Below are 14,138 nucleotides of genomic sequence, written 5' to 3' on the forward strand. Positions count from 1 at the left end.
GTATTACAACCAAACCTATATTGAAGGAGACCAGACTATGAGACCATTACAAATTTCAGCCGAAACGGCCATTACACTATCCAAAAAACTAGGCGTTCCTATCGAACACCTGATGCATATGCCACAACATATTTTATTGCAAAAGATTGCTGAACTAAGTAAAGAGGACACATCCTCCGAGCCTACCATTGAGAAGGATCCATCGTGATTCCATTCCAAAACACTTGGCCCTATGACATTATAATGGGTGACATTTATGTTCAGCGGTGTCCCTATTGCTCTCAAACGAATGTCCTCATCCCTATGAAACCACAAGAACTCGTCATCATTCATGAGGGAAAGAAGAAACTGCTTGTCTTTCCTTGTTGTCATAACAAGATAACCATCATTGATACCGACTCAGATTATTTATTGTGTGATCAACCGATCCGTTAATATATCACCTAAGATTTGAAAGTAACCACGTTTAGAGATGAACGAATTGGCTTTGTGCTATCCCGTTCATCTCTACGCGTATCGAATTATCTGCGATCTTTCATTTCTTCAGGTAATTCCATTAGTTTCGCATTCATTTCTTCCCTTAATACACTCCATTGTTCTCTTGAAGCACGAATCATAGCCGCATCGATAATTTTCTTATCATTAATAACACGAGAGAACCATTGAACAGCTTCATTATAATTTCCTACTCTTCGGTTAAGTTCCCCTATTAAGTATAATAATTTGGCGTTATTGGCACCCACGCCTTCTTTTTCATACACCTGTATGTAAGACTCTAGACTGAACTTCAAGAACCGCAGTTCCTGCTCATGATCACCCTTGTAACGATATAACCACGCAATATGCTGAAGCAGGCTTGCAATAATCCGTTCTGTATCCCCAATTGTTTGCGCACAAAGTAGTGCCAACTTATACGTCTCAAGAGCCGTATCCCACTCCCGTTGTCCTCCGAAATCGCGTTCAATCCAACGTACATTTATTTTATCCTTAAAAATGGCTCTTTGTTTGTCTGATAACTTCACAGCTGAATTTTCTGTTGAAGAAAATCCACATTTCGGACATACCCTTACCACATAGAAATCAGGATTTTCATTCTTATAATAGGCACAAAAGTCAGCATCCGTACGCACAGCCTTCTTGAAGCTAGGTCTAACGCGCGAAGTCATAAATTCGTGTTCGCAGCTTAGGCAAGTTACTTTGATAGAGTATAGCGGTTCCAAAGTACTCAATATTCTGACTTCCCTTCATTTGTGTCCTGAATTCTTAGCAAAAAATTTGTTCTTCTCCAAGATTACCATAGATACTCTGATTAGGATTCATAGGGTCGCAACATTCATCTCGATAAATAGGATCCTTTATATTATAACAAAAAAAGGTGCTAAACGGATGTACCGTTTAGCACCTTAACATCATATTAGTAACTTTTCCAATCCTCTTCACCTGAACGAATTAATGAGGCGCGAATGACATACACGAAAGCGCAGACGAGAATACCGGCGACAACACCCATGATCTATTCACTCCATCCATTTCATATATACTGAGAAAAGATAAGCCTTTATAATATTTACTTTAACATAATATTCATTAAAATACACCACCATATGTAAACGCTTTCTATTTATTTTTTGTACTGTTTGTCCTCCCTAGATCATACAACTATTGACAGAAGGTTTATTCCGCAGTTAACGCAGGATGGAGAGGTGGCCGTTCGTGACACTAAAATCGTTCGCAATTCCAACTTTCATAACTGTACTTATGGGATTATGCGTCCTTATGTTTATCTATCCCGCTGCATACCTTGCTGCCGCCTTACGCGGACTGGCTATATGGTGGGATGTATTATTTCCTTCGCTCTTTCCCTTTTTTATCATATCTGAAGTTCTATTAGGATTTGGCATCGTTCATTTAATTGGAACATTGCTTGATCCGTTTATGAAGCCTATCTTTCGGATACCGGGGAGTGGTGGTTTTGTTGCGGCTATGGGATATGTATCAGGCTATCCTATCGGTGCCAAATTAACAGCGAAATTGTGGGAACAACAAATGGTAAGCCGCGATGAAGGGGAACGTTTAGTTGCATTTACTACGTCCTCTGATCCTATCTTCCTCATTGGTGCTGTTTCTATAGGCTTCTTTCATAATCCTGGCATTGTTCCTATTTTAGCCATTGCACACTATGGGGGTGGTTTTCTTGTCGGAATCATCATGCGTTTTCACGGGGATAGACCATTACAAGAAACACATTCGGTATCCCCCTCCTCTTCTAAACCTCGCAGTAACCGTCTACGAGATGCGATACGAGCAATGCATAAAGCACGTGTCGCAGATGGGAGAAACGTAGGGGAGCTCATTCAAGAAGCCATACAGTCTTCTTTAAAGTTAATCATTGTCGTTGGAGGACTCGTTGTCTTTTTTTCTGTGTTTCTGGAGCTACTCACGCAAGCAAATATCATGATGGGATTATATTTCATTATTGAGCATGCACTGTCCTTTATGGGAATGCCCCCTGCATTATCTAAGTCATTAGTTGGGGGAATATTCGAAGTCACCTTAGGTGCACGTTACGCGGGTGAGCCTATAACATCCATTCCTCTGTCTTTCAAAGTTGCTTCAGCAGCCTTTATCCTTTCATGGGGAGGCTTATCCGTTCATGCACAAATTGCAAGTATCCTTCATTCCACAAACCTTCGATACTGGCCCTTTATGATGGCACGTTTCATCCATGGTATTCTAGCAGCATGTCTGGTGCTTGTGCTGTGGAAACCGATCGCAGGAGGACTTGACTCACAGAGCACGATGGTACCCTTTGATATGCCCATCCAAACCAACTTCCATTCACCTCAAGGCTTTATAAACAATCTTGTCATCTTTATCATCCTACTCTTTGCTATGGCACTATTATCCATTATCTTCAACGTGTTTATATCCTTATTGATAAGACTTCGACATGCTTTTGGTAAATGAAACGTTGTGTTCTGGTGAGATATTGATTATGATCGATATAAACTCATCGCAAAGGAGCCTTATTACCCTTGAGACCACCCTTGAGATATTATGTTCTGGACCGTGGGGATCAGTTATCGGTCGACTTAGCAGAACAATTTCATACCCTTGCAGCACAGCATCATTTTGAAATGGATGCAGAATCACCCAATATTGTCATTTCCATTGGCGGAGACGGCACTATGCTGCACGCTTTCCAAACGTTTATTGACCGAATCTCTGATATTGCGTTTGTTGGGGTACATACCGGACATTTAGGATTCTATTCTGACTGGAAAGCAGACGAGCTACCCGAATTGGTTGAACTTATGAGTAACAGTATACTATCAGAGGATATCCCACCACGTATCGTGAAATACCCTCTCCTAGAACTTACTATCCATAAGAAATCAGGAACCACTTCTCACATTGCATTGAATGAATTCACGCTTAAGGGTGTGGATGGAACACTTGTTGCACAAATTGATATCAACGACCAACTTTTCGAAATGTTTAGAGGCGATGGTATTTGTATTTCAACACCTTCAGGAAGCACAGCTTATAATAAGAGCCTTGGAGGTGCGATGGTCCATCCTACCATTGAAGCCCTACAGATTGCAGAAATTGCTTCTATAAACAATCGTATTTACCGTACAATGGGATCGCCACTCTTACTTCCTAAGCACCATCATTCCGATATTTATTCCCGCAAAGATCAACGTCTTTTACTGACCGTTGATCACAAAAACTTCACGATAGACGATTTGATTTCCGTTAGCTGTCAAGTCTCGAAGCAAAAAATTAGTTTCGCAAGATATCGACCTTACCCTTTTTGGAATCGTGTCAGATCCGCTTTCCTAGAAGAATAAAGATTCAATATAGTTACAAAAAAAAAGCAGCGCCTGTTAATCAGGAACTGCTTTTTTCCATTTCTTTCGGTTGCTGTGACTCCCTAGTCTTCTGAAGAACAAAATACGCACAACCGAAATTACAATATTCATTTATATAGTCCACCATACTCGATATAGCCGATTCTTTAGTTGCCTTAGGATGGTTGTCCCGATAAAAGCCTTTCAAACGCAATTGACTATATCCCCAGTCACCGATTATGTAATCGTATCTTTCCAGTACATCGCTGTAACGATCACGGAAAGCCTCTGGATTCCAACCATCTTTGTGATCTTTCAATATTTCATAGTTTTTTCCACCTGCTAGAATCAAGCACCATTCCCCTGCCTTTCCTCATGAGTAACCTCATATTATATTATGAACGTTCAGCAGCTGACTTCACCTGTGCATGCGCGTTATAAGAACTCCGAACAAGCGGCGCCGATTCAACGTGACTAAACCCTCTTCTCAATCCTTCTTCTTTCAAAATTGCAAAATCAGCGGGCGGGTAATACTTCTCTACATTCAAGTGCTTCGCTGATGGTTGTAAGTACTGACCCAGCGTCAGAATATTACAATCAACCGCACGTAAATCATCCATGGCTTGTAGAATTTCGTCCCATTCTTCACCAACCCCAAGCATTATGCTTGATTTCGTCGGTATCGTTGGTTGTAACACCTTCGCATTCTGCAGTAATTCCATAGAGCGTCTATATTTAGCCTTAGCACGAACACGATCGGACAAACGTTCAACCGTTTCAATGTTGTGATTCAGAATGTCGGGTTTAGCATCCATGACAACCTTCAGTGCATCGGGATTCCCCAAGAAATCAGGAATGAGTACTTCAACACTACAAAGGGGAAGACGCTTACGGACAGCATGAATACTTGCAGCAAAAATAGATGCCCCTCCATCTTTCAAATCATCACGTGCTACGCTAGTAATGACGCAGTGTTGTAGATTCATACTTTCAGCCGCTTCTGCTACGCGTTCTGGCTCATCTAAATCCAGTTCTGTTGGCATACCTGTATTTACCGCACAAAAACGACAAGCGCGTGTACAAATATCACCCAATATCATAAATGTTGCCGTTCGATTAGCCCAGCATTCATATATATTCGGACAGCGTGCCTCTTCGCACACGGTATGAAGAGTCTTAGAACGCATCATGTTCTTAATTTCCTGATAATTATCACCAGTCGTTAATTTTATCTTAATCCAGTCCGGCTTAGGCTGCTTCGTGGTAGTTCTCGACAATGACATATACCACCTTTCATACATGTTTTGACATCATATATTCCATATTATATCACGAACGCAAGGTGATTACCTTACTTTCAGGCTTAGAATAAACAGTTTGGATAAAATCATCCATCTTGATTCAACCTAAGACATACACGCTTGATGATTACAATTCAACGGAGTTGTTTTCATAAATTAGGAGGTACATTGATGATTCCCCTTCGTACTAACAAGAACATACAACGTTGCAGATGGATTTGTGCCTCAGTTGCAGTGACTTTGACACTATCTTATTGCACTCCTTTAGAAGCTTCTGAAGTTCCTAAAGTATCGAAAGGCAGTCAAACGTCTCAACCAGAGGATGTGTATACTTCAAGAAAACTACTGTATGAGAAAATAAGCACAGTCACGCAAATTCCCTGGTACCGAATAGCCGCCATTGATCAATATGAACGTACCCTAACGAAAGCACATCCTACAGACCGGGCGCACCTCCCCCGTCTGACTGCTGTTTTCATGCCTCCACCCACTTGGTCTGGTGTGCTAAATCCTGATCAATTAGATACGAATCCTTTGTCCATTTCCATATTTGCTGGACTAGGTAGAGATGGCACAGGTGACAAAGTAGCGGATGCCAATAACGATATAGATGTTCTCTACAGTATGGCTAACCACTTACTCCATTACGGACAATCAAAGAATGATTTCAACATAGCTCTTTGGGAATATTACAACAATAGTCGAGCTGTACAACGCATCCAACAATTCTCCAAATTGTACGAGAAGTTTACTCCATCAGATTTAAACCGCCATGCCTTCCCGCTTCCTCTAAATAGCGTGTATTCTTACCGAAGCACTTGGGGTACTGGACGTAATTGGGGTGGATTTCGTATCCATGAAGGAACCGATCTCTTTGCGGGTTACGGCGTTCCTGTCCGTAGTACCAGTTATGGAGTTATTGAAATGAAGGGATGGAATGCATTCGGAGGATGGCGGATCGGTATTCGTGATATCAATAACCATTACCATTATTACGCACATCTTATGGGCTTTGAAAAAGGACTCCAGACCGGAGACGTTGTCACAGCTGGACAAGTCATTGGTTATGTAGGTAGCTCAGGTTATGGTAAACCAGGTACACAGGGCAAATTTCCTCCACATCTTCATTATGGTATTTATAGAGACAGCGGTTTGGTGGAATGGTCATTTGATCCTTATCCGCAACTTCACCAATGGGAACAAGCAGAACGAAAAGCACTTAAACATGCAAGAACAAATGGCTGATCCTTCTCTTGTAAGATATAAGAAATCGCCTAACAAGAAGCAATGTATACGTTCTACTATTCACAAAAAGAGTACCTCATAATGATGAGCGTACTCTTTTTATTAAGTTAATATACTTTATGGCTGTATCTCCGAATTCTGATCCTGCATACTACTTGTGCCAGGCTGCTGAGTAGTTGCGTTTGTATCATTAGTAGATGTACTTTTGGAGTCAAAGGGTATCGAAATGTTAGGAGCCTCTGCCCCATTCCCACCAACAGGTTCACCTTTTGCATTGTAATAATACATAGGAACGTCCCCTACAACCAGCAGATACGATAAAGGAATTTCCGTCTCAACATGTTCATTTTCCATATCAAACGGAATGACTACAGCTACGTCTACATTTACATCAATATATACTTCCACCAAGATCATATTAATCCCAGCATCCCGTTGCCTTGTTGATAACTCTACCTTAGCCGCCCCTTGCGGTTCGATTCTCACTGGAATCTTTGGGCCAAACGAAGCTAATACAGGACTTCCTAGTGCCATCCCCACAGGAATATGTTCTGATAATTGATTCACATCATTTAACGTAGCTTGCACGACCTTAAACGTATTGGATGTAATCTTCATCTGTTCTGCGTAATTCATCATAAATCCAGACACTTTCCCAGAAGTGTCCATCTTCCAATTAACTAGCTTATCAAAGTCTTGTTGCTGTGCAACCTGTGCTGTAATAGCCTCATTGATTGCTTCAGTTGCCACCTGTTTAATTCTAATTTTGGCCAGATTCATAATTGGCGGTTTTAAATTACGATCCACATAAGCAAATCCCTGAAATAAAATGATTAAGAAAACAAGAAAACCTACAAGCCACAACCGGCGTCTGCTTCTAGGTCTACTGCTTCGTTGGCTATGCCATCTTGCTTTTCTTATCATGGATCCCCCCCCTAACGCCGACTCTCTATACAAGCATATGATGAGGTTGACCAAATAAGAAGAAGATCGCAGTTCACATTTCCTCAATAGATACACACTATGAATAGCTTCTTATATACATAATCGCTCCTGTGCTGTTAACATGAGTATCGCAACATTGTCCGTCTGTCGAATCTCCTTGCATACCTGCCAACCATCCAAATCCGGCATCATGACATCCAAAAGTAATCAACTGCTCATTATGGGCTCTGAGGTCATTTATTTAAGCTTACCTAACACAATCTGCCGCACAACGAAACCCAATATTTCCTGTAGAACTGTCAGGCGTATTCGAGCTTCGAGCCGCAACTCGGTAGCGATTACAGTACACCCGATGGCATAGATAAGATCCACCTCGCATCGATCTTACCGAACCACTCATAGGTCCATGAGGATCAATAGATGCACTTTGGCTATGATAATCTGGGCTGAACCAATCCTCACACCATTCCCACACATTACCTGACATATTATACAGTCCATAACCATTAGGCTTGTACGTATCGATCGGGCAAGTTCCAATGAAACCATCCGAGGCATTATTCTTCACTGGAAATTTCCCCTGCCAAATATTGCAGTGATGCTCGCCATCTTCCTTTAATAGATCTCCCCATGGATATGCCTTACGGCTAAGGCCGCCCCGGGCTGCGAATTCCCATTCTGCCTCCGTTAATAGACGCTTACCGCTCCACTTGCAATACGCTTGTGTGTCATTCCAAGATACATGAACAACCGGATGATCTAGTCGATCTTGAACATTTGAGCCTACGCCTTCTGGAGAACGCCAAGTTGCCCCATCCACCGCGAGCCACCATGGTGTTTGTTGCGGAAATCTGGGATTATCCCGCTTCATTTCCTCTGAAAGGAATAAATGGAATACGTACGACCAACCAAATTGCTCTGCTTCTGTCATATAACCAGTATCTTGTACAAATGCTTCAAACTCAGCATTCGTTACTGCGTAACGGTCAATATAGAATGGAGAGACCGTGACTTCACGGGATGGACCTTCCCCATCATCAGAGAATGAACTTGGGCTTTCTGTTCCCATCCAGAACTTGCCTCCATCTAATCGAATCATATTAGAAAGGGATATCTCACATTTAGAAATGATATTCTTTACGGATAGACTTGCTATATTTATGTGCTGAGAATTAGAAGTTCTACGCGCAGTACAGCAAATTGATGGAATCGATTCTTGCATGATGAACCACCCCATTTCTCATTTTTCGCTCATTATACGCTTTAGAAAGGTAAGAAAGAAAGATATTGACGATCATAAAAAAACAGGATATAATCCCTACTAAATAGATGCGCTTTATATAATTAAATTAAATGTTGACCAGATACCTGGAGACGCTTAGATGAAAAGTGTCTCTTTTTTATTTTTTTCACTAACTGGTAATTACCACATTACCAGTTAATCAGTGCTCATTATTGTCTAGGAGGAAGGTGCTCAGTGGAACTGCTACAAAGTCATGCCCCGCTATATTATCAGCTGAAGACCTTCATTAAGAACAAGATTGAACTTGGAGAATGGGAAATCGGAACAGCTATTCCAAGTGAACGCGAGCTTGAGAAATCACTTGGTCTTAGCCGGACTCCTGTGCGCCAAGCTATTGGAGAGCTCGTCGTCGAAGGAATTCTAGAGAAAAAGCATGGGAAGGGTACCTTTGTTGCGGAGCCAACAAATACACAAACAACAACGACGCTAGTTGGACTACTAGAAGGCCTGAAGCACAAGAGTCTCCAACCTACAGTGAAGATACATGAGTACAAGATACGGGTGGCCCCTATCGAAGTGACAAGTAAACTACACTTGCCAGAAGGTAGCCAGATGATTATGGTTCGGCGACAAATTTCTGTTGATCATCGTTGTCTGATTGTAGATGAGAATTATTTCAACCTAAATCTCACTACATTTATTACCGAAGATAATTTGAGCAATAACACGGTGTTCGAGCTCTTGGAGAAGAATGGTATACACATTAGGAAAGGCTCTCAGATCTTCTCTTCTTCGCTTTTGAGCGGATTAAATGCAGAGTTACTAAATCTTTCGGAAGGTTGCCCTGCTCTCGTAATCAAGACACTCTTATTTAATGCTCGAGAACTACCACTGCAATATTCTATTTCTTACTGCAACCCAGATACATACGAACATGAGATATTACTTTCACGCTAACCCTAACCAAAAAGAGGAGATGACTCGTTATGAAATTTAAACAATTTTCAATGGTGTCCATGTCATTAATACTGGGGACTACACTTGCTGCTTGCTCTAGTAATTCAAATACTTCTAATAACAAGGCATTACCATCTAATTCGTCTACTGCAGACACTTCTACAACCTCAGATGCATCCAAAGAGAAAGTTGAACTTACTTTTGCCAACTGGATTTCCACAGAGGATGCAACGAAGGAAGCCTATAATCAGCTAATTGAGGGCTTTGAGAGCACTCACCCGAATATTACAATCAAGTCCCTCGGTATTCCCTTTAATCAATACAAAGATCAAGTTCTAGTCAGCGCAACAGGTGGTAATGCCCCTGATATCATGATGGCTAATCAGGCCTTCACACCAGCTTTTGTTGGTGCGAGTATTGTCCAGCCACTCCAATCACTTCTAGGTGAGACAATCGCGAATGATATCCTCCCTAGCAGTAAAGCGGGTGTAACCTATGATGGTCAACTATTCGCAGCTCCGTGGACACCACATCCCAACGCGCTATTCTGGAACAAGACATTATTTCAGAAAGCAGGACTAGATCCCAACACACCTCCAACAACATGGGATGAGCTTCTCAAGAACGCAGAGAAAATTGCTGCACTCAAAGCAGATGAGAACGGGAATCCCATCTATGGCATCGGCGAAGCGACAAAAACCGGCTCTTACACCGGACAAATGCTGTATCGAATTGGTCTTTCACATGGTGGTAAGTTTGTAGATGACCAAGGTAAACTTGTCTTTGGTGAAGGGACTGCACTTACAGATTCACTTACTTACCTCCGTGGATTGGCTGATAAGAAGCTAACTCCCATCGGTGCTGAAATCAAAGATCTTCGAGGAATGTTCGCTAATGGCTCGCTCGGATTCCTAATTGACGGCGATTTCGGTCGCAATAACTTCCGTACCATGAGTGGTAAAGGTGAAGCGTTTGATAACGAGTGGGGTGTAGCACTTGTACCTGTTAACCAAACAGGTCGTTCTGAGACCATATTCACCGAACACCAATTGCTGATTTCTAAGGCAACCACACACGCTGATGCAGCAGCTGAATTCGTGAAATATCTCCTATCTAAGGATGCACTTGTTCTGTACCATAAATTGAATGGAGTTATGTCTTCCCTTACCTCTATCTCATCTTTACCAGAGCTTAATGAAGATGACTATGCCAAATTATTTAATGAGCAGATGAAAACAGCTTCACCATTCCCAACAGCTAACCCGAAATTTGATAATGCTATGAACGAAGCCTCCAGTCTCACGGTTCTCGCTACGACTACCAAAGACGATATCTCCGCAATCATCGCGAAAGTCCTCCCGAATATTCAAGCACTTTATCAAAAGTAAAAGTAACCTACAATGGAGCTGGAATTCATGACAATTCGATGGTCCCGTAAAAGAAAGAACCAACTGTTCGGTTTGATACTCATCCTTCCTGCTTCACTATTACTCTCGATTACTATATTAACGCCATTATTTCGTTCCATTTATACGAGTTTCCTGGATGATTCGCTGCTTTCAGCGCTTCATCCTTGGAACCATTTTGCCAATTATAAGGCCGTTCTATCATCAGGAGCCTTCTATCATTCGCTCCAAGTAACACTCACCTACGTCATCAGTGTTGTCGTGATCGAGCTCTTAGTCGGTATTGCACTAGCCTTAATACTACACAGTAACATTATTTTACGAGGTTTCTTCCGTAGCATTATTCTAATCCCATGGGCCATTCCAACAATCGTTGCCTCTGTCATTTTCCTGCTTATTTATAACAGCGATTACGGTGTCCTCAATCAATTACTTATAAGTAGTGGACTTATTAATGAAAAATTAAACATATTAAATGATGCCTCACTCGCGCTAATTGGTATTATGGGTATTGCTGTCTGGAAACAAACACCTCTCATGACCATCATGATTCTTGCTGGCTTACAAGGAATATCCAAAAGCATCTATGAAGCCGCTACAATTGATGGTGCCGGTGCGACCAGGTCCTTTTTCCATATTACTTTGCCTGCCTTGAAGCCTGTTCTAGCCAATGTAGCATTACTCATGACGGTAACTAACTTCCAGATGTTCACCCTGTTCTATTCTCTTACCAATGGAGGCCCTGTCGACGCAACCAAATCACTTGCGATTCTGACCTATGAGACAGCCTTTCAGAAATATGACCTTGGTCAGGGTGCAACTATAGGTGTTATTTGGATGTTTGTACTTCTTCTTTTCTCTATTCCACTATATCGAATCGCGCATAGACCGCAGGAAAGCTAGGAGGCTTGCAACAATGACAGCAACCCATATCAAGCGTGTTTATCGACATTTTCTCATATATGGACTATTGATTGTGCTCTTAGCACTATTTCTATTCCCTATATACTGGATTATTAATGTTTCCTTACAACCCAATAATGAATTGTTCCGATTTCCACCGAGGTGGCTACCTTCGCATCTATTTCTAGGAAGCTATAAAGCCGTACTCTCCTCTGCGGATTTTCTGATCTTTTATAAGAATACATTCCTCGTTGCGAGTGGCTCGACCCTACTCTGCGTCGTTGTCTCCATACTTGCTGGTTACGGCTTCTCTAAATTCCGCTTCCCTGCAGCAAGCCTTATGCTCGTCCTGTTCTTAAGCACTCAGATGTTCCCTGCCGTCACACTACTCATTGGGCTATATTCATTGTATAGCTCGCTTCACCTGTTAAATACCTATACGGCACTTATCTTGGCATCCACAACGACCGCCTTACCGTTCTGCATTATGTTGATGAAAACATTCTTCGATCATATTTCTAAGGAGCTTGGAGAGGCGTCCGAAATAGATGGAACATCGCAACTGGGTACATTGATACGCATCATTTTGCCACTATCAACACCTGGTATTACAGCAGTATCGATTTATACTTTTCTTGTTGCATGGGATGATTTCCTATTCGGCCTTACACTTGTTAGTGATTTGAACAAGCGTACGCTTAGTCCAGGACTTTCGCTGCAATTTCTGGGCGAGTTTAGCTACAACTGGTCTGGCGCGGCGGCGGCGGCCGTTATTGCCACCCTCCCTCTACTCGTCGTTTTCCTATTCCTTCAACGTTTCATGGTTGCAGGCTTAAGTGCTGGAGGCGTCAAAGAATAACCTAACCACTAATCTACCTGGTCATCCGGGAGAGGAGACTCAGAAATGCTATGACAACAAAACGCAAACCGAATGTCATCGTGTTCTTCACCGATCAGCAACGCTGGGACACAACAGGTGTACACGGCAATCCTCTACATCTAACGCCCAACTTTGATCGAATGGCGACTGATGGAACGAATATTCACCATTCTTTTACTTGTCAGCCCGTATGCGGACCCGCAAGATCATGTCTGCAAACAGGTCTGTATGCGACAACATCCGGCTGCTTCCGAAATGATATTCCTTTGCCCGAGCATTTGAACACGCTAGCCGATTATTTTCAAGAAGATGGCTACCAAACAGGTTATATTGGAAAATGGCATCTAGCCGATGAAGATCCTGTACCGATACATAAGCGAGGTCGATATAACTATTGGCTTGCCTCTAACATTCTTGAGTTTACATCCGACGCTTATCGGACCGAGCTATATAATAATGATAATGAAATCGTTCGATTGCCGGGTTACCGAGTCGATGCCCTAACGGATGCTGCCATCCGATATATAGATGCTAATCAGAGCGATCCATTCTTCCTGTTTCTATCCTTTTTGGAGCCTCATCATCAGAATCATATCGACGACTATCCCGCTCCAACAGGCTACCGAGAGAAATATACCGGAGCCTGGCTCCCACCTGATTTGGCGACATTAGGTGGAACAGCACCTCAGCATATCGGAGGGTACTATGGTATGGTGAAACGTCTTGATGAAGCACTCGGTCGACTTCTTGATAGTTTAAAAAGTCTTCAGTTGGATCAAGATACCATCATTTTGTATACATCCGATCACGGTAATCACTTCAAGACTCGCAACGGTGAGTACAAACGCTCTGGACATGATGTTTCCATTCGTGTTCCAACAGCCATCACAGGTCCCGGCTTCCACGGAGGCGGGAAAGTTCAGCAACTTATCAGTCTAATCGACCTGCCACCAACATTGCTTGACGCAGCAGGAATTACAGTGCCAGAACATATGCAGGGGCGATCCATCATGCCCCTTCTTCAAGGAGCGAAGGTTCGTAACGAAGCCAATTGGCCTGAAGAAGTATTCGTACAGATCAGCGAAAGCCAAGTAGGACGGGCAGTACGCACACGCAAATGGAAATATGGCGTTATCGCACCAGACGTAGATGGGTTCACAGTACCCTCTTCAGATTCTTACGACGAAGCCTATCTGTATGACTTAGATTCAGATCCATACGAGCTGACTAACCTTATCGGATTTGATTCGCACGCAGAAACAGCGAACGTCATGCGAAGTAGGCTCCTCCGAAGAATGACAGACGTAGGTGAAGCCATTCCGACGATCAAGATCGCTGAAAGTAAAGACGGTGGTCAGCGGAGAGTGACCCCGCAAGAAGCTTTATCTTAAGCACTAATTAAAT

General features: G+C 42.5%; 16 protein-coding genes. 10 read left to right on the forward strand and 6 right to left on the reverse strand.

Annotation, left to right across the window (positions count from 1 at the left end; translation table 11 throughout):
* Positions 1-37: 37 nt before the first annotated feature.
* On the forward strand, positions 38-208 hold the full coding sequence (locus tag PBAT_RS24605; protein WP_084402780.1) for a YycC family protein: 171 nt from the start codon (positions 38-40) through the stop codon (positions 206-208).
* Positions 205-435, forward strand: a complete 231-nt coding sequence (locus PBAT_RS02720; RefSeq protein WP_068646273.1) for a hypothetical protein — start codon at positions 205-207, stop codon at positions 433-435. The genes PBAT_RS24605 and PBAT_RS02720 overlap by 4 nt, the downstream gene beginning before the upstream one ends.
* Before the next feature lie 86 nt (positions 436-521).
* Here the strand turns inward: PBAT_RS02720 and PBAT_RS02725 are convergent, their stop codons facing one another.
* Complete coding sequence (locus tag PBAT_RS02725) at positions 522-1,229, reverse strand: DUF2225 domain-containing protein (RefSeq protein WP_276326514.1); 708 nt, start codon at positions 1,227-1,229, stop codon at positions 522-524.
* 484 nt (positions 1,230-1,713) lie between these two features.
* Here PBAT_RS02725 and ylbJ point away from each other — a divergent pair, with 484 nt between their 5' ends.
* Entirely contained in the window at positions 1,714-2,967 is a 1,254-nt protein-coding gene (gene ylbJ, locus PBAT_RS02730; protein ID WP_420848717.1) for a sporulation integral membrane protein YlbJ, read from the forward strand.
* Positions 2,968-3,047: 80 nt separating this feature from the next.
* Positions 3,048-3,854, forward strand: coding sequence for an NAD kinase (locus PBAT_RS02735; protein ID WP_068646395.1), 807 nt, complete (start codon positions 3,048-3,050; stop codon positions 3,852-3,854).
* Between the two features lie 40 nt (positions 3,855-3,894).
* Here PBAT_RS02735 and PBAT_RS02740 read toward each other — a convergent pair whose 3' ends face one another.
* Both PBAT_RS02740 and lipA read right to left on the reverse strand, forming a co-directional pair.
* A complete protein-coding gene (locus PBAT_RS02740) occupies positions 3,895-4,206 on the reverse strand; it encodes a YutD family protein (RefSeq protein ID WP_145939455.1) in 312 nt (103 codons plus the stop codon).
* 43 nt (positions 4,207-4,249) lie between these two features.
* Complete coding sequence (gene lipA / locus PBAT_RS02745) at positions 4,250-5,131, reverse strand: lipoyl synthase (protein WP_420848718.1); 882 nt, start codon at positions 5,129-5,131, stop codon at positions 4,250-4,252.
* Between the two features lie 195 nt (positions 5,132-5,326).
* On the opposite strand from lipA, the gene PBAT_RS02750 reads away from it, so the two are divergent.
* Positions 5,327-6,400: a M23 family metallopeptidase gene (locus PBAT_RS02750; RefSeq protein WP_084402781.1), complete on the forward strand. Its 1,074-nt coding sequence runs from the start codon at positions 5,327-5,329 to the stop codon at positions 6,398-6,400.
* A gap of 117 nt (positions 6,401-6,517) precedes the next feature.
* Here PBAT_RS02750 and yunB read toward each other — a convergent pair whose 3' ends face one another.
* The 3 genes from yunB to PBAT_RS02760 all read right to left on the reverse strand — a co-directional run bounded on the left by yunB (position 6,518) and on the right by PBAT_RS02760 (position 8,567).
* A complete protein-coding gene (gene yunB, locus PBAT_RS02755; protein ID WP_068646283.1) occupies positions 6,518-7,324 on the reverse strand; it encodes a sporulation protein YunB in 807 nt (268 codons plus the stop codon).
* 111 nt (positions 7,325-7,435) lie between these two features.
* Positions 7,436-7,546 (reverse strand): response regulator, encoded by a 111-nt coding sequence (locus PBAT_RS24610; protein WP_338045653.1) that lies wholly within the window; start codon positions 7,544-7,546, stop codon positions 7,436-7,438.
* Positions 7,547-7,592: 46 nt separating this feature from the next.
* A complete protein-coding gene (locus PBAT_RS02760) occupies positions 7,593-8,567 on the reverse strand; it encodes a formylglycine-generating enzyme family protein (RefSeq protein WP_084402783.1) in 975 nt (324 codons plus the stop codon).
* 255 nt (positions 8,568-8,822) lie between these two features.
* Here PBAT_RS02760 and PBAT_RS02765 point away from each other — a divergent pair, with 255 nt between their 5' ends.
* The 5 genes from PBAT_RS02765 to PBAT_RS02785 are packed head-to-tail and all read left to right on the forward strand — an operon-like array spanning position 8,823 to position 14,125.
* Entirely contained in the window at positions 8,823-9,545 is a 723-nt protein-coding gene (locus PBAT_RS02765) for a GntR family transcriptional regulator (protein ID WP_068646285.1), read from the forward strand.
* A gap of 29 nt (positions 9,546-9,574) precedes the next feature.
* Entirely contained in the window at positions 9,575-10,933 is a 1,359-nt protein-coding gene (locus PBAT_RS02770; RefSeq protein ID WP_068646286.1) for an ABC transporter substrate-binding protein, read from the forward strand.
* Between the two features lie 27 nt (positions 10,934-10,960).
* Positions 10,961-11,854, forward strand: coding sequence for a carbohydrate ABC transporter permease (locus PBAT_RS02775; RefSeq protein ID WP_068646288.1), 894 nt, complete (start codon positions 10,961-10,963; stop codon positions 11,852-11,854).
* Between the two features lie 13 nt (positions 11,855-11,867).
* Positions 11,868-12,713: a carbohydrate ABC transporter permease gene (locus tag PBAT_RS02780; RefSeq protein WP_068646290.1), complete on the forward strand. Its 846-nt coding sequence runs from the start codon at positions 11,868-11,870 to the stop codon at positions 12,711-12,713.
* Between the two features lie 50 nt (positions 12,714-12,763).
* Positions 12,764-14,125 (forward strand): sulfatase family protein, encoded by a 1,362-nt coding sequence (locus PBAT_RS02785; protein ID WP_068646292.1) that lies wholly within the window; start codon positions 12,764-12,766, stop codon positions 14,123-14,125.
* Positions 14,126-14,138: the final 13 nt, after the last annotated feature.

Origin of the sequence: Paenibacillus antarcticus, assembly GCF_001637225.1 — a bacterium.
Taxonomy (GTDB): domain Bacteria; phylum Bacillota; class Bacilli; order Paenibacillales; family Paenibacillaceae; genus Paenibacillus_AQ; species Paenibacillus_AQ antarcticus.